At 70.7% G+C, this 20,538-nt stretch carries 18 protein-coding genes; 13 read left to right on the plus strand and 5 right to left on the minus strand.

Annotated elements, in window-relative coordinates:
* The first annotated feature begins 312 nt into the window (after positions 1–312).
* Together ssd and DQW85_RS38670 are read left to right on the plus strand one after the other, a co-directional pair.
* The gene (ssd, locus tag DQW85_RS38665) at positions 313–1,353 is read left to right on the plus strand and encodes a septum site-determining protein Ssd (protein ID WP_113704700.1); all 1,041 of its coding nucleotides are present in this window, start codon (positions 313–315) and stop codon (positions 1,351–1,353) included.
* A 362-nt stretch (positions 1,354–1,715) separates the two neighbouring features.
* Positions 1,716–2,876 carry a TadA family conjugal transfer-associated ATPase gene (locus DQW85_RS38670; protein WP_113704701.1) on the plus strand — a complete coding sequence of 387 codons (1,161 nt, stop codon included), beginning with the start codon at positions 1,716–1,718 and terminating at the stop codon, positions 2,874–2,876.
* A 242-nt stretch (positions 2,877–3,118) separates the two neighbouring features.
* Here the strand turns inward: DQW85_RS38670 and DQW85_RS38675 are convergent, their stop codons facing one another.
* Complete coding sequence (locus DQW85_RS38675) at positions 3,119–3,367, minus strand: hypothetical protein (protein WP_162795715.1); 249 nt, start codon at positions 3,365–3,367, stop codon at positions 3,119–3,121.
* 121 nt (positions 3,368–3,488) lie between these two features.
* Here DQW85_RS38675 and DQW85_RS38680 point away from each other — a divergent pair, with 121 nt between their 5' ends.
* From DQW85_RS38680 to DQW85_RS38700, 5 genes are all read left to right on the plus strand, one after another.
* Entirely contained in the window at positions 3,489–4,061 is a 573-nt protein-coding gene (locus tag DQW85_RS38680) for a type II secretion system F family protein (protein WP_240197707.1), read from the plus strand.
* Between the two features lie 371 nt (positions 4,062–4,432).
* Positions 4,433–5,017: a type II secretion system F family protein gene (locus DQW85_RS38685; RefSeq protein ID WP_113704704.1), complete on the plus strand. Its 585-nt coding sequence runs from the start codon at positions 4,433–4,435 to the stop codon at positions 5,015–5,017.
* A 756-nt stretch (positions 5,018–5,773) separates the two neighbouring features.
* The gene (locus DQW85_RS47310; protein WP_338043446.1) at positions 5,774–6,061 is read left to right on the plus strand and encodes a DUF4244 domain-containing protein; all 288 of its coding nucleotides are present in this window, start codon (positions 5,774–5,776) and stop codon (positions 6,059–6,061) included.
* A complete protein-coding gene (locus DQW85_RS47315) occupies positions 6,058–6,438 on the plus strand; it encodes a TadE family type IV pilus minor pilin (protein ID WP_113704705.1) in 381 nt (126 codons plus the stop codon). Before DQW85_RS47310 ends, DQW85_RS47315 begins: the two co-directional genes overlap by 4 nt.
* Positions 6,439–6,544: 106 nt before the next feature.
* Positions 6,545–6,973, plus strand: a complete 429-nt coding sequence (locus DQW85_RS38700) for an Rv3654c family TadE-like protein (RefSeq protein WP_275888293.1) — start codon at positions 6,545–6,547, stop codon at positions 6,971–6,973.
* 479 nt (positions 6,974–7,452) lie between these two features.
* On the opposite strand, the gene DQW85_RS38705 is transcribed toward DQW85_RS38700, so the two are convergent.
* Positions 7,453–9,858, minus strand: coding sequence for a DEAD/DEAH box helicase (locus DQW85_RS38705; RefSeq protein ID WP_275888294.1), 2,406 nt, complete (start codon positions 9,856–9,858; stop codon positions 7,453–7,455).
* A 407-nt stretch (positions 9,859–10,265) separates the two neighbouring features.
* Here DQW85_RS38705 and DQW85_RS38710 point away from each other — a divergent pair, with 407 nt between their 5' ends.
* From DQW85_RS38710 to DQW85_RS38725, 4 genes are all read left to right on the plus strand, one after another.
* Entirely contained in the window at positions 10,266–10,616 is a 351-nt protein-coding gene (locus tag DQW85_RS38710; protein WP_101786510.1) for an STAS domain-containing protein, read from the plus strand.
* Positions 10,617–10,618: 2 nt separating this feature from the next.
* The gene (locus DQW85_RS38715) at positions 10,619–11,050 is read left to right on the plus strand and encodes an ATP-binding protein (protein WP_113704708.1); all 432 of its coding nucleotides are present in this window, start codon (positions 10,619–10,621) and stop codon (positions 11,048–11,050) included.
* A gap of 1,320 nt (positions 11,051–12,370) precedes the next feature.
* Positions 12,371–14,653, plus strand: a complete 2,283-nt coding sequence (locus DQW85_RS38720) for a sodium-translocating pyrophosphatase (RefSeq protein WP_113704709.1) — start codon at positions 12,371–12,373, stop codon at positions 14,651–14,653.
* Positions 14,654–15,236: 583 nt separating this feature from the next.
* A complete protein-coding gene (locus tag DQW85_RS38725) occupies positions 15,237–15,704 on the plus strand; it encodes a SixA phosphatase family protein (protein WP_240197708.1) in 468 nt (155 codons plus the stop codon).
* 26 nt (positions 15,705–15,730) lie between these two features.
* Here DQW85_RS38725 and serB read toward each other — a convergent pair whose 3' ends face one another.
* The 3 genes from serB to DQW85_RS38740 form a co-directional block, all read right to left on the minus strand.
* Positions 15,731–16,948 carry a phosphoserine phosphatase SerB gene (gene serB, locus DQW85_RS38730; protein ID WP_113704710.1) on the minus strand — a complete coding sequence of 406 codons (1,218 nt, stop codon included), beginning with the start codon at positions 16,946–16,948 and terminating at the stop codon, positions 15,731–15,733.
* Between the two features lie 110 nt (positions 16,949–17,058).
* Complete coding sequence (locus DQW85_RS38735; protein WP_113704711.1) at positions 17,059–18,102, minus strand: S-adenosylmethionine:tRNA ribosyltransferase-isomerase; 1,044 nt, start codon at positions 18,100–18,102, stop codon at positions 17,059–17,061.
* A complete protein-coding gene (locus DQW85_RS38740; RefSeq protein WP_113704712.1) occupies positions 18,099–18,803 on the minus strand; it encodes an SDR family NAD(P)-dependent oxidoreductase in 705 nt (234 codons plus the stop codon). Before DQW85_RS38740 ends, DQW85_RS38735 begins: the two co-directional genes overlap by 4 nt.
* Positions 18,804–18,991: 188 nt before the next feature.
* Between DQW85_RS38740 and DQW85_RS38745 the strand changes: the two genes are divergently transcribed.
* Together DQW85_RS38745 and DQW85_RS38750 are read left to right on the plus strand one after the other, a co-directional pair.
* On the plus strand, positions 18,992–20,110 hold the full coding sequence (locus DQW85_RS38745) for a GAF domain-containing sensor histidine kinase (protein WP_205315732.1): 1,119 nt from the start codon (positions 18,992–18,994) through the stop codon (positions 20,108–20,110).
* Positions 20,107–20,538: response regulator (locus tag DQW85_RS38750; protein ID WP_162795717.1), on the plus strand; the 432-nt coding region annotated here is incomplete at its 3' end. The genes DQW85_RS38745 and DQW85_RS38750, both read left to right, overlap by 4 nt.

A 20,538-nucleotide genomic window follows, 5' to 3' on the forward strand; every position in this document is an offset into this window, starting at 1 on the left:
CGCGCACCCGGCGCGCCCCTCGGTGGCGGCGCGAGCCCCCGGCCTCCCCACCGCCACAGGCGGGCCCGGTCGGCCGCTGATCGCCCGGCCCGGCCACCAAGGTTGTCAACCTGACACGGACCCGCCAGCCCGCCACGGCCAGATCCGCCACGGCCAGTCCGCCTGCGGACCTACGGAGTCCGCGATCCACCGGAGTCCGGCGATCCCCAGGCGGGGCCACCCGGCCGCCCGCAATCCACAGAACCCCGTTCGGCTCAACCCCGCTCAACCTCCCGAGCGCAAGGTGGACCTCCCGACAACAGGGAGGCCCTGATGCACCGCCCTCTGGTCATCACCGAGGATCGCGACCTGCTCGACGACCTGGTCCGCATAGCGGCCGCCGCCGGAGCCCAACTCGACGTGGCGCACGTCCCGGCCCACGCCCGCCCGTTCTGGAACCTCGCACCCCTCATCGTGGTCGGCGGCGACCTGGCTGAAGCGGTGGCCGCCACGTCCCCGCCACCCCGCGAACGCGTCCTCCTCGTCACCCGGGAGCCGGACGACCCCGATACCTGGCGAAGATGCGTCGCGGTGGGCGCCCAGGGCGTCGTGGTCCTTCCCTCCGGCGAGCGCCGCCTGGTGGAGGAGTTCGCCGACGCCATGGAGCCCGAGCCCCGCGCGGGCGCTGTGCTCTGCGTGATCGGCGGCAGGGGAGGCGTCGGCGCCAGCGTCCTGTCGTCCTGCCTCGCGTTGCGCGCCTCCCAGGATCATCTCCGCACGCTGCTGGTCGACGCCGACCCCCTCGGCGGCGGCATCGACGCCCTGCTCGGCCACGAGGAGACGAGCGGCGCCCGCTGGGGAGACCTCGTGGCACGCGAGGGAAGAGTCAGCTCGACGGCCCTCCAGGCCGCCCTCCCGGCGTTCGGCGACCTCAGCGTGCTCTCGTTCAACCGCGGCGAGATACGGCCCATCCCGGCCCAGGCGATGCGCTCGGTCCTCGAAGCCGGCCATCGCGGCTTCGACCTGGTCGTCGTCGACCTGCCCCGCCACCTCGATCCGGCCACGGCCGAAGCCCTGGGCCGGGCGAGCGGCACCCTCCTGGTGACCGCTGCCGACGTACGCGGAGTGCTCGCCGCCGCCCAGGTGCTGGCCGAAGCCGGCCGCCACACGTCCGACATCCGCGTGGTCATCCGCCCCGGCGTCCTCGACGACGACGTGGTCGCCGCCTCACTCGGCATCCCCGCCGCCGGACACCTCCCCGACCAGCCGCGCCTCACCACCACCCTCAACCGAGGCGAGCTCCCGAAGCTGGGCCCGCGCACCGTCCTCGGCGCCCTCTGCACGACCCTCCTCCGCGACCTCCTCCCGCCATGACCCACGTCGGCGGCGCCTCCCACCCACGCCCCACAAAGACACGGGGTGTTCACCAAACGGCTCGCCAGCGCACCTGGTATGCCGCCGTCGCCCCGACTCCCACCAGCCACCCCACCCCGTCGTCAAAGGCACGCCCGCCCCACCCATCGTCGCCGCCGCCGCCGCGAAACAAACCCACCCACCGCATATGCGCCCACCTGGCGACTCGCACGCTCCGGAGAGTGGCACGGCCAGGAGAGTCGCACGCCGCTCACCACGTCCGGACTCATCCCAGCCCCACCCGTACACCCATCAACCATCCACATCCCAAATCCTGAACCCCATCCCAAACCCTCTGAACCCGAATCCTGCTAGGAGTTCGCATGAACACGGCCGTGTCTCCCGAGCTGGTCGAGGCCGTCCGAGTGCGGTTGGCCCGCATGGGCGTCGAGCCCAGCGCCGCCCAGGTCGCGGTGGCACTACGAGCGGAGAAGTCCGTATACGGCGACGCGGAGATCCTCGCGGTCGCCCGGGCCCTGTGCGCCGACCTCATCGGAGCAGGCCCACTCGAGCCCCTGCTCGCCGAGGCCGACGTCACCGACGTCCTCGTCAACGGCCCCAGGGAGGTCTGGGTCGACGACGGTCAGGGGCTGCGCCGTACCTCGGTCACCTTCACCGACGACAGCGCGGTCCGTCGGCTCGCCCAGCGCCTGGCCGCCGCGGCAGGCAGACGGCTGGACGACGCCTCGCCCTACGTTGACGCCAGGCTCACCGGAGGTGTCCGCCTGCACGCCGTCCTGCCGCCGGTCGCGTCTGGCGGCACCTGCGTGTCACTGCGACTCCCGCCCAGACGCACGTTCACGCTGGCGGACCTGGTCGCGGCAGGCACTGTCCCACCGGCAGCGGTCCCCGTGCTCACCTCGATGGTGTCCAACCGGCTGGCCTTCCTCGTCACCGGCGGCACCGGCACGGGCAAGACGACGCTCCTCTCCGCTCTGCTCTCGCTCGCCGACCCAGGCGAACGCCTCCTCCTGGTCGAGGACTCCGCCGAACTCCGCCCCCTCCACCCCCACGTCGTACGTCTCGAGTCCAGACCCGCCAACCTCGAAGGCGCCGGAGGCGTGGGTCTACGCGATCTCGTACGGCAGGCGCTGCGCATGCGCCCGGACCGTGTGGTGGTCGGCGAGGTGAGGGGTTCGGAAATGGTCGACCTCCTGGCGGCTCTCAACACCGGCCACGAAGGCGGCTGCGGCACCCTTCACGCCAACACCGCGGCGGATGTCCCGCCACGGCTGGAGGCGCTGGGGTGCGCGGCCGGATTGAGCAGGGAGGCCGTCCACAGCCAACTCGCCGCCGCACTCGACGTGGTCATCCACCTGACCCGTAGCCGCCATGACGGCCGGCGACGCGTAGCCGAGATCTGCCTGATGTCCCGCACTCCCACAGGCCTCGTACACGCCGTCCCAGCTCTCACCTTCGACTCCAAGGGCCACCCACAGATCGGCCCCGGCTACAACGCCCTGACAGAGCGGACCCCGTCATGACCGCCCCCCTCACCCTCACAACCCCAAGCCCATCCACGCAAACGGAGCCCCCCGCAGACATGGGGCCGCCCGCAGACACAGAGCCGCCCGCAGACACGGAGCCATCCACCGCGCGAAGGCAGTGCATCGCGCTCAGGGGGTCACCCGACCGAACGCGGCTGCCACCCCAGCCAGATCCCCTGATCGGGATACGCACACCAACGCAGACGCTCACGCCCCCGAGACCCGCAGCCACGTCCCAGTCACCCATTCACCAAGCCAACGATGGCGGGCACCACCGCCGGGACGGGCACGCCCACCCCAACCATCAGGCCCGCCGCGACCACGATCACAACCGGCACGGTCGCGACGCAGACCACGCCTATTACGCCCCGAATGCCCGCCGCGCCGACCACCCCCGGGGTGCCAGCCGCGCCCGCCGCGCCCGGGATGCCCGCTACAGCCGGGACGACAAGGACGCCGACCACACCCGCCATGACTGAGGCCTTCACAGCCGCACTATCCACAGCCATAGCCGTCTGGCTGTGGACAGGCCCCAACACCGCGACAATCCGTCTAGCCAGACTTACCTCTACGAACAGATCCTTTCAGTGGCAGTCCTTGCGACGGGTGATGATCCGCCCCAGCCCAGCCCGCCGTGCCGACTCCTGGAGCAGGGCGACCGTCGAACTGTGCCAAGCCCTCTCGGCGGAGCTCACCGCCGGCCGTACCCCCGGAGAAGCCCTGACCCGAGCGGTCGCCGCAGTCGACTTCCCCGACCCCGAGGCCCTGCGACCGCTGGTGGCCGCGGCCAGGGACGGCGGTGATGTGTCAGCCGCCCTCATATCCGTGGCGCCCACTCACGGCGGTGAGGGACTACGCCGCCTGGCGGCCTGCTGGGAGGTCAGCGTGACAGTGGGGGCAGGCTTGGCAGCCCTGGTCGAGCGGGTCGGAAGCACGTTGCGCGCCGCCCAGGCCCACCGCCAGGATGTTGCCGCACAGTTGGCCGGACCACGCGCCACCGCCAGGATGCTCGCCGTCCTCCCAGCCTTGGGCCTGCTCATGGCCGGCGCACTCGGCATGCGCCCGCTGGACTTCCTCTTCGGCAGCCTGCCTGGCCTCGCATGCCTCATGGCGGGGATAGCACTGGACGCCTGCGGCCTGTGGTGGACGAACCGCATGGCCCTACGAGCCCAGGCTTCATAACCCCGCTTCCCGGCCCCGACCCGCCGTGTGCTCAAGCGGCGGCTCCAAAACCGCTCCCTACAGGCTCCCGTCGGGGCCACCGGACATCCCGCACCCGAGAGGAGACCGACTCGACGATGCTTCAACTCTTCTCGGCCGTGTGCATCGGACTCGCCGTCTGGTTGTCCATCTCCCCGACAACCCCAGCCGACCGCCTCGCCCGCCTCCGACCGGCCCGCACCTCTTCCACGTCCCCCGCCAGGGAGGCGCTGCTCCACGCAGCCCACCAAGCGCCCGGAACAGATCACCCGCAATCACCCGACGAGGGACAGCCCACACCCGACTGGTTGGCCCTCGGTGGTTCAACGCCTCGTGGCGTCGACCGTCGCACCATGATCTCCGCCGCGGCGACCGGCCTCATCTGCGGCCTGCTGGTAGGGGGTGCCGCCGGATTCGTGGTCGCCCTCGTCGTCGCTCCCATAGCCGGCGCGGTCCTGCACAGACGCGAAGACCCCGCCGTCCAGCGCGCACGTGAACGAATCAAGCAGGACCTGCCGTTCGCGGCCGACCTGATGGCGGCGTGCCTACTCGCAGGACGCCCCGTGAGCGCAGCCACCGAGATCGCCGCCACCGCAGTCGGAGGCCCCCTGGGGCAGCGCCTCTCGTGGGCCAGCAGCCAGCTCCGCCTCGGTGCCGACCCCGAACCCACGTGGGCCCACCTCGCACAGGATCCCGCGACAGGCCACCTGGCCCGAGCCATGAGCCGAGCGGCGCAAAGCGGCGCTCCGGTGGCGGACGTGCTCACTCGCCTGGCGGACGACGCTCGCGAGACCGCCCGCGCCGCCTCGGTCGCCACAGCCAGAAGCGTCGGCGTGAAGGCCGTGGCGCCACTGGGGCTGTGCTTCCTACCGGCATTCGTCCTACTCGGCATCATCCCTGTGGTCGCGGGCCTCGCCACCACCATCGTCCTCCCATAGACCCCCACGCCCGCAGTGACCCGTCCTGGCCTTCGGCCGGATCAGTCTCGGCAAGTCCCCGCCACGCCCGCAGTGGCCCGTTCCGGCCTTCGGCCGGTAATCGGTCTCGGCAAGTCCCCGCCAGGCCCGCGGCCGCCAATGGCGCCGGCGTACTCGTCCTCCACGAAGCCCGGTCCGGCCCACAGTCCCCTTCGGCACCGCGATCGTTCTCGGCAGGTCCTGAGCAACCTCGTGCGGTCCGCGCCACAATCAGGCAGCCGAAGCCCCAGTGGGGTCGGCGCCTATGGCCTCCTTCGGTACCACGAACATCGTCGCGCCTGATCCTGACCGCCCACCGCCCATCACCCCCACGTACCCACTACGCACGGCGCACCGCCCGCCACGCCCACCGCCCGCCATGCCCCGCCCCACCACACACCGCCTACCGCCTGCGGCCGCCCACCGCCCACCACGGGCCGCTCACCGCCTGCGGCCGTCTTCGCCGCCAAGATCTTCGCAGTGGAGTCACACCCGAGCAGTCCTCAGCACCCGAACATCGCGTCAAGGCGCTACAGCTCGCAGCAGTCGGTCCCCTGACCAGGGCCCGTGGTCGCCCTCTATGCCGACTCCTTCACCGAGTTATCCACAAGCCCCAGCCGTACCCGCCCCACGTCCTCCACAGAACGCCGCTCTCTCCAGCCGCCAAACACCCAGCTAGGCGACCCTTGAACTCCCAACGCCGGGCACAAGCCCCGGCACCGAGCACCTGGAGGCGCGATGAGCGATTCGGTCACCACCCCACACGGCATCAGCCAGGCCGAGGAGGAGCCCATGACCTCCGCCCAGACAGTCCCCGCCGCATCCCGTCTGCGGCGCTCCAGCTTCGCGAGATGGGCACACTTCGCGACGGCGCACCAGGAGCGCGGCATGTCCACAGCCGAATACGCGGTGGGCACCATCGCCGCCTGCGCCTTCGCCGCCCTGCTGTTCAAGGTGGTGAGCAGCACCGAGGTGCAGGAGATGCTCTCATCACTCATCGATCGCGCCCTCAAAACAGCTGGATGACCGCGAAGCACCGACCGATCCCGAAAGGCGGCCGGCAGTCGCCCTCCCGGGGCTCTGTGACCGCGGAGACGGCGGCCGTACTCCCTGCCCTCATGGTCGTCCTGGCGGCGGCACTGTGGGCCATCCATGCCGTGGGAGCGCAACTCGAATGCGTCGATGCGGCCCGTGCGGCGGCACGGGCCGCATCGAGGGGTGAGTCGCTCGATCGCGTACGCGAGCTCGTGCGATCGGCCACCCGGCCGGATGCCCGGGTGGAGGTGACACGAGATCCACGACACACAAGGGTGCAGGTCTCGGTCGAGGTACGCCCGCCCTGGGGAGCATCTCTACCCGCGGTCCGCGTATCAGCCTCCGCTTCGGCTGACACGGAATCATGATCCTCAGAACGAGATCAGCACTCTGACGACTGCGCTTGATCCCTTCGGACAACGCCGGAAGACCGATGGACAAGGTCTCCGCGCATCAGAAAGGACTGGACTGTTGATGCCCGTTGATCGCGTTGATCGCGCTGACCGGGGATCCGCGACACTGTGGAGCGTGGCGCTCATGGGGCTCTTGATGGCCGTCGCCACAAGCCTGGCCACAGCGGGGTCCGTGCGTGTCGCCCGCCACAAGGTGAACGATGCCGCTGACCTCAGCGCGCTGGCGGCGGCCAGGCTGGCGGTGGCCGACCCAGAGGAGGCCTGCACGAGAGCAGCGGCCCTGGCTTCGGCCAACGGCGTGGAGCTCGTGAAATGCGCGATCAACGACGAGGTCGCAGACGTTTGGACGTCGCTCGCCATCACAGTGCCGCTGCTCGGCAAGCGCACCGTCACCGGCAGGGCACGCGCCGGTCCCAGCCACGCCGGCCCACCCGAGCCACTTGTCGATGCCCCGGACACGCATGCGAGCCAGCAGAGAGCGAGTGGATAGGGCGAGCTAGAGGTCACGCCTGACGGTGCACCGCCGGATCGGGGACAGTCGCGAGGTATCCCAGCCACGAGGGCGAGCCTCCTAGGCCAAGCAGCGTGGGATGTCCCCAGCCGAACAGGGGAGTTCCCCATGACCAGGAGATCTATGGCCAGAAGAGCGGAGTGTTCCGCGCCCGGGGACAGGTTGCCCACGCCCAGCGGGGCGGGGCGGGGGCGTCTCAAGCCGAGGTCGGTTGGGCGGCCTCGAGCCCAGGGAGTTCGCAGAGCCTGGCAGTGCAGGGTGTCTCAAGCTCGGTGGTGCGGGTGTGTGAGGCCGAGGGGGTGGGCTGTCTCAAGGTCGGGGTGGGATCGCGCAGAGCCCTGCAGACCAGGGTGTGCCAGGCCCAGCAGGCCAGGAAGTGCCAAGCCCGGTGCCAAGTCCGAGTAGGGCGGGAGGTGCCAAGCCCGAGTAGGGCGGGCCAGGCCAAGGGGGATGGGGGGTCATAAGCCCAGGAGGAGAGTGTCCAGGAGGCGGATCGCGCCTCGCTTGTCCAAGGGCTCGTTGCCGTTGCCGCACTTGGGGGACTGGATGCAGGACGGGCACCCGCGATCGCACTCGCAGGAGGCTATGGCCTCCCTGGTCGCCGTCAGCCAGTCGGCCGCGCGGGCGTAGCCGCGTTCGGCGAAGCCGGCGCCGCCCTCGTGGCCGTCGTACACGAACACCGTAAGGAGGCCCGTGTCAGCGTGGAGTTCCGTGGAGACGCCGCCGATGTCCCAGCGGTCGCAGGTGGCGAAGAGAGGGAGCAGGCCGATGGAGGCGTGCTCGGCGGCGTGGGCGGCTCCGCCCAGATCGAAGCCCTCGTCGGACAGAGGAGACAGCTCGGAGGGCGGAAGGGTCCACCAGACGGCTCGGGTGCGGAGGGTGCGGGGAGGGAGGTCCAGCGGTTCGTCGCCGAGCATCTCGCCCGAGTGGAGCCGTCGTTTGAGGTACGAGACGACCTGCCTGGTCACTTCGACCTCGCCGAAGTGCAGGTGACCGGTGCCGAAAGGATGGGAGCGGAGGGATTCCAGGACGGAGATCTCTGTCACGTCCCTGGCGAACGTCGAGTAGTCGGGCTCGGCACCGCTCACCAGGGCGACCCCGGCTTCCAGGTCGAGCAGCTCGACGAGGAACGTCTCGCCCTGGTGGAGGTAGACCGCTCCGGTGTGGACGGTGGTGTGGGCGGACGGCTCGTCCACACTGCCGAGCAGGCGGCCGGTGGCCGACTCGACGACCTGGATGGGCGCGCCGCCCCCACCTCTGATGTCGGCGAGGTCGGTGGCGCGTTCACGCCGGGTCCAGAACCAGCCCGCGGGCCGCCGCCGAAGCAGGCCCTGGGAGACCAGGCCGTCGAGGACGTCCCGCGCGGTGCCGCCGAAGGTGTCCAGATCGTCCTCGGTCAGGGGGATCTCAGCCGCCGCCGCGCAGAGGTGGGGGCCCAGGACGTACGGATTGTCGGGGTCGAGCACGATCGCCTCGACAGGGCGGCCGAACAGGGCCTCCGGGTGGTGCACGAGGTAGGTGTCGAGGGGATCGTCCCGGGCGATGAGCACGGCCAGCGCGTCCTGACCCTCGCGGCCGGCCCGTCCCGCCTGCTGCCAGAGGGAGGCGCGGGTGCCCGGCCAACCGGCGATCAGTACGGCGTCGAGACCGGAGACGTCGACGCCCAGTTCGAGGGCGTTCGTAGTGGCCAGGCCGAGGAGGGACCCCGTGCGCAGCGCCTTCTCCAGCAGCCTCCGATCTTCGGACAGGTAGCCGGCGCGATACGCGGCGACCCTGTTCGGGAGGTCAGCCCAGTCTGTGGTGGTGGGGGTTTCGGGAGTGAAGGGCCCCGGAGGTTTCCGCGTGCGGTTGGGGGGCTTCTGGGCTGCTGTGCTGGCGGTCCCCTGGGCGGTGGCGGTTGTGGGGGTTTCTGGAGTCCCGGAGCGCGTTGGGGGCTGGGGCGCACTGGCGGGGGATGTAGGGGTGCTTGTGCTGGTGTCGGTGTGGTCGCCTGGCGGTCGTGGCGTGGTGCTTGTGCCGGTCTCGGAGTGAGGTGCGGTGGTGGTTGCCAGGGATTCGCCGGATGAGCTGCTTGCGGAGAGAGAGGGACGGCGATGTTTGGCGGAGGTCGAGGGGGAGGTCGAGAGGGAGAAGGCGACGTCGGAGAGTTTGGCGCGGGCGGACAGGGCGACGGTTTCGGCGCCGCGGCGGGACCGGACGAACGCCAGCGTGCGGACGTCGGCCAGGACGAGGTCGGCGAGCAGGTCGGCCGCCTCGGCCGTGGCCGTACGGCGCACCGGAGCGCCTCTCTCGCCTCGCAGCTCCGTCAGGGGCGGCTCCCACAGCGCGATGGTGGTCGAACCTCGTGGTGAGGCGTCCGTGGTCACCTCGTCCATCTCGAGCCCCGTCAGCCGCTTGGCGAACACGCCGGGTTCGCTGGCCGTCGCCGAGGCCAGCACGAAGACCGGGCGGGAGCCGTACCGGGAGGAGATCCGGCGCAGGCGGCGCAGGATCTGGGCCACATGTGAGCCGAAGACGCCCCGGTAGCCGTGGCACTCGTCCACCACCACCATCCGGAGGCGGCGGAAGAACGACGACCACTGGGCGTGCCGAGGGAGGATGCCGCGATGGAGCATGTCGGGATTTGTCAGGACATAGTTGGCATGTTGGCGGACCCAGGTCCGTTCTTCGAAGGGGGTGTCGCCGTCGAAGCAGGCGGACCGGAGGTGGGCGATGCGCAGTTCGCGGAGAGTGCGGAGCTGGTCGGCGGCCAGGGCCTTGGTCGGCGTCAGATAGAGGATCGTGCCCCCGTCGAGGCAGGAAGCGACCGCTGGAGTCAGGTACGCCAGGGACTTCCCGGAGGCGGTGCCGGTGGAAATGATCACGTTTCGGCCACGATGGGCCAGGTCAGCGGCCTCGTACTGGTGTGGCCACAAACCCGCGATGCCGCGGTTCGCCAAGCGCGTAACGAGAAGTTCGGGGGCCCATTTCGGCCATCTCGCTTGACCCGCCTGACGTGCAGGAACATGCTCCACATGGGTGACGCGCTCATGACGTGCGGGAACTCCGAGCAGGTGCCGGAGGAGTGGACCTGGCCGGTGTGGGGAGGAAGCGGAGGAAGTCACTGTTTCCAGTCTGCATCCGTGGGCAAAGTCGCCGGGAATCGTGATTTCGTATAGACACAAGCGAGACGCATGGTTGAATGCCGCGCGTCAGGGTCGGACGGTCTGGAGCGCGCTCCGGACTGCTCGGCTCATAAGGGTAGTTTCGCAGGCGAGGCGCTGGAGGATCTGTGGATCTGAAGTTGGATCACCGCACCGAGGACGGACTCACCATCGTGGAGGTCGAAGGTGAGATCGATGTCTACACGGCGCCGAGATTGCGTGAGCTCCTCATCGACCTGGTGAACAAGGGCAACTTCCACCTTCTCGTCAACATGGAGAAGGTGGACTTCCTCGACTCGACCGGGCTCGGCGTCCTGGTCGGGGGGCTCAAGCGGGTTCGCGCGCACGACGGCTCGCTGGAGCTGGTGTGCACGCAGGAGCGCATCCTCAAGATCTTCCGGATCACCGGTCTGACCAAGGTCTTCGGGATCTACGCTTCGGTCGACGAAGCCAAGGAAGCTCACGGCAAAGACAAGTAGTCATGGCTACTGTCGAGCTGACGTTCAGCGCACTCCCCGCGCATGTGCGGACCGCCCGGCTGGTGGCGACGGCGATCGCCCGGCGGACCGGCGTGGAGGAGTCGCTGCTCGACGAGGTCAGACTCGCTGTGGGGGAAGCGTGCTCCCGGGCGGTGGAGGCTCACCGCGCTCACTGCCCGGGTGAGCCCATCCGGATCGAGCTGCGCGACGACTCGGGACGGTTCGAGGTCACGGTCAGTGACCAGGCCCCAAGTGACGAGATCATGCAGGAACGAACCATGGACCTGGGAGTGCTCTCCGACTCGTTCTTGTCGGGCTTCGGGATCGCGGTCATCGCCGGCTTGGCCGACGACGTCGAGGTCTTCCCGAGCCCCAAGGGCATGCGGATCCGCATGAGCTGGCCGGCCACACCGAACGGCCACCCGTCCTTGTAGACGGCCAGCCAGTCCTGTGGAGCGCCGGCCCAGTTCTGTGGAGCGCTGGTTCAGTCCTGTAGCGAGCCCAGTCCAGCAGTCTCCCGTAGCAAGCCACTCCAGCAGTCCCGTGGTCACCTGTGGTCAGCCAGTCCAGCCGTCCTGTGGTCAGCGAGTCCAGCGGTCCTGTTTGGAGGGCCAGTCTTGTAGAGCCAAGCCTCTAGTAGGGCCCTAGCCCCCCAGGGGCAGCCGTCGAGAGCGCTTGGAGCCCTTGGAGCCCGCCCTGCAGGGCCCTCTCCCGATTTGCGTTCTCTCCGCTGGCTCTTCCGGTGGGGCTGGGTCTTCCAGTGGGGCAGGGCCTTCCAGTGGGGTCCTTCGGTGGGGGTCTTCAGTGGGCCTTCGCCAGCGTGCCGGGGTGTGCGCGGGTGGTTGTGCGCAGGGGCTGGGGGGCGTCCGCGCACCCGTGTCTGTGTCCCGCGGCTTCGTGCAGCCAGTGCATGTGCCTGCGTGGCGCTTGCCCGTCGGACATGTGCACAGGAGGGGAGAGCGGTTACCTGCCTGGGGCATGTCAGGGGCCCGCGGCTTTCGTGGGGCCTCTGGGGGTGTTTGCGTCCCGCGGGTTAGGGGTTCTTGCGTCCTGCGGGTTTCGTGGGGCCTGCTCATGTGCTTGTCCTGCGGCTTGTGTCCGGCGGCTTTCCTGGGACATGTGCACGTGTCTGGGGGCGTTCGGGCGCCTCGACAATGCGTTCGGGGGGCTTCGTGCGATCCCGTACCTGCCGGGGTAGTGCGCCGTGTGGTTTTCGCTGTTGTATGCCGTCTGCCTCCTGCTTTCGCACTTCGCGAATCCCTGCGCTGATCGGTGTGGGTGGTCGCTCCTGTCACAGGAGGCACATGGATGCGCCCTATCGGAGGGTGGTTGGGCTTCGGGCTGGTGGGGCTGGTATTGGGGTTTGTCAAGGCCCCGTGAGGTTGAGCGGGGTGTCGGATCGGCGTGCTGAGCGGGGCGTGGCCTGGTCCGCTTGACGGGGAGAGGGTAGGATAGGGGTTTCGGGCGTGTCGTTATCTGGGGCAGTCATGGCCGTAAAGCATGGGAAATATCCCTTGTCAGAACCCAAATCGCCCCGCTGTCAGGGGATTACTGGACGCGCGCACAATTAGGCGACTGCAGAGCCTTCATATCCGCGCAGGCGCTGCGTAGACTCCCCGGCACCGGCCAAGGTGATCCGGCGAAACTGCGGACTCAACCGGAAGCGGCACCCACAACCCGGATGGTGCCGCACCGCCCGCCGACGTCAGCAGCACCGCCCGGGCAGGACGACCGGTCTTGCCGAGGAGAACCCGATGTTTAGGCACGTGCTGGCACTGGAGCCAGCGTCCAATCTGGCCCTGAGCGGTAACAATCTCACAATCGTGATCGTGGTCGCCGCGGTCGCACTGATAGCCCTGGCGGTCGCCGGCGGCCTGGTGCGCGAGGTGTTGCGCGCCGACCAGGGCACCGAGCGAATGCAGAACATCGCCCGTGCCGTGCAGGAAGGCGCCGCCGCGTATCTCACACGGCAGTTCCGCACGCTGGCGATCTTCGTTGTCGTCATTCCCTTCCTCCTGCTCCTGCTCCCGGGCGAAACCGACGTCCGCATCGGCCGCTCGATCTTCTTCGTCGTCGGCGCGGTGTTCTCCGCGCTGACCGGCTTCATGGGCATGTGGCTGGCCGTGCGCGGCAACGTGCGCGTCGCCGCCGCGGCCCGCGACTCGGGTGAGAAGCGCGCCATGCGCATCGCCTTCCGCACCGGTGGTGTGGCCGGCATGTTCACTGTGGGCCTCGGCCTGCTGGGCGCGGCGGTCGTCGTCTTCGTCTACCAGGGGAACGCGCCAGGCGTCCTCGAAGGCTTCGGCTTCGGCGCGGCGCTGCTGGCGATGTTCATGCGTGTCGGCGGCGGCATCTTCACCAAGGCCGCCGACGTGGGCGCCGACCTGGTCGGCAAGGTCGAGCAGGGCATCCCCGAGGACGACCCGCGCAACGCGGCGACCATCGCCGACAACGTGGGCGACAACGTCGGCGACTGCGCGGGCATGGCCGCCGACCTGTTCGAGTCGTACGCGGTCATGCTGGTCGCCAGCCTCATCCTGGGGAAGGTGGCCTTCGGCGAGCAGGGGTTGATCTTCCCGCTGATCGTTCCCATGATCGGTGTGGTCACGGCCATCATCGGCATCTTCGTCACCGGGATGCACGACCGCGACCGCAGCGGCATGTCCGCCATCAACAGAAGCTTCTTCATCTCCGCCGCGATCTCCGCCGTCCTCGTCGCCGCCGCGGCGTTCTGGTACCTGCCGAGCAGCTTCAGCGGGCTGAGCGGCGCGGCCGTGCAGTCCGACGCCGACCCGCGGATCATCGCCCTCGGCGCGGTGCTCATCGGCCTGGTCCTGGCCAGTGCCATCCAGTTGCTGACGGGCTACTTCACCGAGACGAACCGGCGCCCGGTCCGAGAGATCGGCGAGAGCTCGGCCACCGGGCCGGCGACCGTCATCCTGGCCGGCATCAGCGTCGGTCTCGAGTCAGCGGTCTACACGGCGCTCATCCTGGCCGGCGCGGTCTACGGCGCGTTCCTGCTGGGATTCGGCAACGTGACGATCGCGCTGTTCGCGGTGGCCCTGGCCGGCACCGGCCTGCTCACCACGGTCGGCGTCATCGTCTCCATGGACACCTTCGGCCCCGTCTCCGACAACGCGCAGGGCATCGCGGAGATGTCCGGCGACGTCGAGGGCGAGGGCGCCCGCGTGCTCACCAGCCTCGACGCCGTCGGCAACACCACCAAGGCCATCACCAAGGGCATCGCGATCGCCACGGCCGTGCTCGCGGCCACCGCGCTGTTCGGCGCCTTCCGGACCGCGGTGGAAGGCGAGCTGCCCTCGGGTTCGGTGTTCAGTCTCAGCATCGACCAGCCCAACGTCCTGGTCGGGCTGGTGATCGGCGCGGCGGTGGTGTTCCTCTTCGCCGGCCTGGCCATCATGGCGGTCGGGCGCGCCGCGATGCGCGTGGTCTTCGAGGTACGCGACCAGTTCCGTACCAAGCCGGGCATCATGGACGGCACTGAGACGCCCGAGTACGGGCGCGTGGTCGACATCTGCACCCGCGACTCGCTCCGCGAGCTGGCCACGCCGGGCCTGCTGGCGGTCATGACCCCGATCGCCGTCGGGTTCGCCTTCGGATACGCGCCTCTGGGCGCGTTCCTGGCCGGAGCGATCGCCTGCGGCACGCTGATGGCGGTGTTCCTGGCCAACTCGGGTGGCGCCTGGGACAACGCGAAGAAGCTGGTCGAGGACGGCCACTTCGGAGGCAAGGGGTCCGAGGCCCACGCCGCGACCGTCATCGGCGACACGGTCGGCGACCCGTTCAAGGACACCGCGGGCCCGGCGATCAACCCGCTGATCAAGGTCATGAACCTCGTGGCCCTGCTGGTGGCTCCCGCCGTGGTGCTGTACGCGGGCAACACCGCCCTGCGGGTCGGCATCGCCGTCGTCGCGGCGGCGGTGGTGGTCGGGGCGATCGTCGTCTCCAAGCGCCGCTCGGCCACCAGCAGCCCGGCCAACGACAACAACCGCGAGCAGGCGTCCGTGGCGTCATAGCGTCCGTCCGTCACAGCCGCGGCTGATTGATCTCGGGAGTCGTACTTACTCCACATCACATCTCAATTGGGCGCCCGTTCTTCCGGCACTGGAAGGGCGGGCGTTCCGCATGTCGTGGAGGAGGGCGGCGTCGGAGCGGGTGTGGCGGTGTGAGGAGGCCGGGCCGAGGCGGGTGTCGTGGGCTGGGTGTCTGTAAGAGGGCGCGCGGTTGCGGGGATGTGGCGTGCCGGGCTAGGTGCTGGTGTGACCGGCGGGGGTGGTCGGGCTTCTGTGCGAGACGTGTGGTTGGGGATACGGTGCGGCGGCGCGACGTGCGGGTGTGACTGGTGGGAGTGGGCGGCCGTGTTCGGTGAGAGGCCGTGGGATGGGCGGGGTGGTGGCGTGCCGGTGGGCGCGGTGGCGGGTAGGGGGATCATGGGCTGACCCTGGGCGGACACCCCATGGGGTCGGTGGGAAACTGTTCGGATGGACGACAAGCGGCCCGACGGCGGAAAGACGCTGGCCTTCATCCTGATGGCGATGCTGGTCATCCTGGCGGTCATCGTCGGGTTGGCCATGTGGGCGTCGAGGGGGGTGTGACCGGGTGCGCACGCTGATCGTGCTTCGCCACGCCAAGGCGGCCCAGGTTCCCGGGCTGGTCGACAAGGAGCGGCCGCTGACCGCGCGGGGTGAGCGGGACGCCGGGCGGGCGGGCGATGAGGTTCGGTCCATGGGGCTGGCCCCCGGGCTGCTGCTGTGCTCTCCGGCGGTGCGCACGCGGCGTACGGCCGAGCTGGCCTTCCCGGAGCTCCAGCCGAGCTACGAGCGGGAGATCTACCAGGCGTACCCGGACGAGCTGCTCGAACTGGTCAGGAGGGCTGACCCCGACGTCGAGACCGTCGTGCTGTGCGGGCACAATCCCGGCGTGCACGAGCTGGCGATCGGGCTGGCGGGGGGCGAGTACGCGTTCCGGCCGGGCTCGTTCGCCGTGATCGAGACCGAGTCGGGGTGGGCCGACCTCAACCCGGGCGAGGGGCGGCTGGTCACGCTCTGGGATCCGAAGGAGCACTGAACGCGAGCCGCGTGACGATCGCGGAGTCAGCGGGTCAGTACGCCGTCCTCGGCGTCGGCGGCCTCCACCTCGTCCCTGGAGATGCCCAGCAGGTACAGGATCGAGTCGAGGTACGGCGTGTTGACCGCGGTGTCGGCGGCCTGCCTGACCACGGGCTTGGCGTTGAACGCGATGCCGAGGCCGGCCGCGGCGATCATGTCGAGGTCGTTGGCGCCGTCACCGATGGCCACGGTCTGGCTGATCGGCAGGCCGGCCTCGCGGGCGAACCGTTCCAGCGCCCGCGCCTTGCCGGGCCGGTCGACGATCTCGCCGATCACCTTGCCGGTGAGCCGGCCGTCGACGATCTCCAGCACGTTCGCGGCGGAGTAGTCGATGCCCAGGTCGTCGACCAGCCCGTCGGTGATCTGGGTGAACCCGCCGCTGACGATGGCGAAGCGGAAGTCCAGCCGCTTCAGCGTGCGTACGAGGGTGCGGGCGCCGGGGGTCAGCACGACCTCGTGGCGTACCCGCTCCAGCACCTCCGCCGGCAGCCCTTCGAGGAGCGCGACCCTGCGGCGCAGCGACTCGGCGAAGTCGATCTCGCCCCGCATGGCCTCTCCGGTGACCCGGGTGACCTCATCGAGGCAGCCGGCGTGCGCCGCGAGCAGCTCGATGACCTCGCCCTGGATCAGCGTCGAGTCGACGTCCATGACGATCAGCCGCTTGGCCCGGCGTGACAGCCCGGTGCGCTGCACGGCCACGTCCACCTGCAGGGCCGCGGACTCGGCGGCCAGCTCGACGCGGAGGGCGTCGGGGTCGGCGCCGGAGACCGACAGCTCGATGCAGGTGACCGGCCATTGGGCGAGCCGCTCGATGCGGTCGATGTTGGCGCCCGCGGCGGCGATGCGGCCCGCGATGCCCGCGATGGCGGCCGGCTGCAGCGTCGTGCCGAGCACGCTGACCGACAGGCGGCCACGGCGGCGCTTCTCCTTGGCCTGGGAGCCTGTGGAGAGCTCCAGCTCCATGCCGAGGTCCTCCGCGATGCTCTCGATCGCGGTCCACATGGCGCCGAGGGTGCTGCCCGTGCCCGTCGACGGGCCGCCCGCGTAGGCGACGAGCACGCCGAGGGTGAGCCTGCCCCGGATGACGACCTGCTCGATGTCGGAGACGGTGACGGGAAAGCCCGCGAGAACGGAGAAGAGCCGGGAGGTGACGCCTGGACGGTCAGGCCCGGTAAGTGTGATCAGGAGCGTGCGCTGGTCCACATCGTGCCACGCTACTGCGCCCGGCGGGGTGCTCGGGCGGCAGGGTGGTCATTGAGGGGGCAGGGTGGTCATTGAGGGGGCAGTCATTGAGGGGGCAGGGTGCCGCCCGGTCATGAGCGGGCTTGGTCCTGGGCGGTCAGGATGAGGTGGATATCGCCGAACTCGTGCCACAGGTAGCCCTCGCGCAGCGCCTCCTCGTACGCGAGGGCGAGCGGGGCCGTCCCGGCCAGGGCGGTCAGCATCATGAGATGGCTGGAGCGCGGCTCGTGCAGCCCCGTGATCAGGCCGGTGACCGCCCGCACGCCGGTCAGCGGGGTGACGACGTGCCCGGTCCACCCCGCCGACGCGGACACCCGCCCGCCGTCGCGGGCCGCGGTCTCCAGGGCGCGGACCACGGTCGTGCCGGCGGCCACCACCTGGCCGCCGCTCTCCCGGGTCAGGTTGACGAGCCTGGCGGTCGAGGCGGGCACGGCGTACCGCTCGGCGTAGGGCGGCTCGTCCTTCTCCGGCGAGGCGACGCCGGTGTGCAGCGTGATCGGCGCGATCTGGACGCCGCGCGCCACCAGCGCCGTCACCAGGTCCGCGCTGAACGGCCGGCCGGCGCTCGGCATCTCCGCGCTCCCAGGCACGGAGGCGAACACGGTCTGGTACGTCTCGATCGGCCAGTCCCTCGGCACGTACGAGTAGCGGATGGGCACGCCGTGCGCCCGTAGGTACGCCTCCACGTCCTGGTCGAGCGCGTCCTGGTCGAGCCGGGCCCGCCACAGCCGGGGCGTCTCCCGTTCGATCAGCCGCAGCGTCGCGCGTCCAGGCAGGGGCAGCCACTCGCCGGGCTCGCCACCCCGGTACGGCTCGGTGGCCTGGGAGGTGCGGCGGCGCAGCTCGACCAGCCACGTGCCGTCCTCTCGTGCCGTGGAGAAGTGCACGGCCAGCCGGTCGAGCCGGACGGCGGCGGGCAGGGTCGCCGAGTTGTTGACCACGATCAGGTCACCGGGCTCCAGCAGAGCGGGCAGGTCGGTGAAGCGGTGGTGTTCAGGCGCGCGGGCGCCCCGGGAGACGAGCATGCGTACCGAGTCGCGGGCCAGCCCCCGGGCCTCGGGTGGTTCGTGCGCGGAGAGCGCGGGCGGCAGGGCGAAGTCGAGCGTCGCGGTCATCGCAGGCTCACCCTGCCGCTTGCCGGGCGGGCGCGTACGAGGTCGTGGAGCGCCGCTGCGACCTTCGCCGGGTCGGCGGCCCCGGCGGCCTCCTCCGCGCCGACCGCGTCGGCCAGCATGCGGGTGTTCATCTCGCCCGGGTCGACCCACCAGACGGCCAGCTCGGGCTCCTCCACGGCCAGCACGTTCGACAACTGCTCCAGGGCGGCCTTGGTGGCCCCGTAGCCGCCCCAGCCCTCGTACGCGCCGGTGGCGGCGTCGGAGGTGATGTTGACCACGGCTCCGCGCCGGGCGCGCAGCGCGGGCAGCGTGGCCTGCGTGAGCGCGAGAGGAGCGGTCACGTTCGTCTCCAGGAGCACCTTGAACGCCTCCAGCGGGTAGCTCGCCAGGCGCGGCAGCGGGGTCACGCCCAGGTCACCGGCGTTGTTGACGAGGAGGTCGAGCTCGGGGGCGGCCAGCGAGAGCCGCTCGACGTGCGCGGGGTCGGTCACGTCGCCGGCGAGGGCGGTGACGGGGGCGCCGGTCCCGGCCGGCCCAGCGGTGCCGGCGGTCGTTGTGGCGTCCAGTTCGGCCGCGACCCGGTCGAGGTCGTCGCGTCCGCGGGCGGTGATCACGAGGTTCCATCCCGCGCCCGCCAGTGACCGCGCGAGCGCGAGGCCGAGGCCGCGGGAGGCGCCGGTGATGAGTGCGGTGTTCGTCATGCCTCGACGCTAGGAAGGCGGCGCGGTCCGCGCATCGGGCGCGGGACCCGCCCCGCCTCGGCACTTCGACCTAGGACCATCGGAGCCCGGGAGCGCAGAGCAGAGCCCGAGACCGCAGAGCCCGAGACCGCAGAGTCCGGAGCCGCAGAGTCCGGAGCCGCGGAGTCCGGGACCATAGAGTAGGTGCCGTGACCTCGGAGGGCAGGGAGGAGATCCTGCAGGCGGTGAGCTCGGCCGTGCTCGCCGTGACCCGGCACCTGTCGGTGCGGGAGGTGCTGCAGGTCATCGTCCGCTCGGCGCAGCGGCTGCTGGACGCCCGTTACGCCGCGCTGGGCGTGCCCGACGAGGACGGCTCGTTCGCCGAGTTCGTCGCCGAGGGCCTCACCGACCGGCAGTGGGAGGCGATCGGCCCGCTGCCCCGCCAGCATGGGATGCTCGGCGCGATGCTGCGCGACGGGGCCCCGGTGCGGCTGCCCGACCTGACGAAGGATCCCAGGTTCGAGTGGTGGCCGAAGGCGCACCCGGTGATGAAGGACTTCCTGGGCGTGCCGATCCGCGACGGCGACGAGGTGCTCGGCATCGTCTTCCTGGCCAACAAGCGCTCTCCCGGCGGCTTCACGCCCGCGGACGAGGAACTGCTGACGCTGTTCGCCGCGCACGCCGCCATCGCGCTGACCAACGCCCGCCTGTACGAGCGCGGCCGCGAGCTGGCCATGCTCGAAGAGCGCAACCGCATGGCCCGTGAGCTGCACGACGCGGTCACCCAGAAGCTGTTCTCGCTCCGGCTGTCGGCGCGGGCGGCGGAGACGATGCTGGAGAGCGCCCCCGGCCGGGCAGCGGCCGAGCTCGACCGGGTCCAGCGCCTGGCGGGCGAGGCGCTGGCCGAGCTGCGCGCCGTGATCGTCGAACTGCGCCCGGCGGAGCTCGACCGTCACGGGCTCGCCGAGACCCTGCGCAAGCACGTGCGCCTGCTCGACCGGCTGCACCCGGCCCGGGTCACGTTCGGGTGCGACGAGCTGCCGCCGGTCGAACCCGCCGTCGAGGTGGCCCTGCTCCGGGTGGCGCAGGAGGCGCTGCACAACGCCCTGCGCCACTCCGGCGCCTCCGAGGTGTCGGTACGGCTCCGCGACGAGGGCGGCAGGCTCACGCTGTCGGTCGGCGACAACGGCAAGGGCTTCGACCAGGCGGCCTCGCGCGGCCTCGGGCTGGTGTCGATGCGTGAACGGGCCGAGTCGGTGGGCGGTGTCATGACCGTGGACTCGGCTCTCGACAAGGGGACCACGGTCCGTGTGGAGGTGGGCCGGTGATCCGGGTGCTGATAGCCGACGACCATCCGGTGGTGCGCCAGGGGCTGCGCACCTTCCTCGACCTGCAGGAAGACATCGCGGTCGTGGGGGAGGCCCGCGACGGGGCCGAGGCCGTCGAACTGGTCGCCGAGCTGGCTCCGGACGTGCTGCTGCTCGATCTCAGGATGCCGGTGCTCGACGGGCTGGGAGCGCTGGAGCGGCTGTCGGGGTCGGCCACGCGGGTGGTCGTGCTCACGTCGGTGAGCGACCGGTCCGACGTGGGGCCGGCGATGCGGGCGGGCGCCGCGGGTTTCCTCTACAAGGACGTGGATCCGCCCGCGCTGGTGCAGGCCGTACGGGCCGTGCACGGCGGGCAGGTGCTGCTCGCGCCGGAGGCGGCCGAGGCGGTGCTGGCGGGAGCCGGCGGCGCTGAGGGCGGGGGCGGGGCG

Source organism: Nonomuraea lactucae, from assembly GCF_003313395.1.
Taxonomy (GTDB): Bacteria; Actinomycetota; Actinomycetes; order Streptosporangiales; family Streptosporangiaceae; genus Nonomuraea; species Nonomuraea lactucae.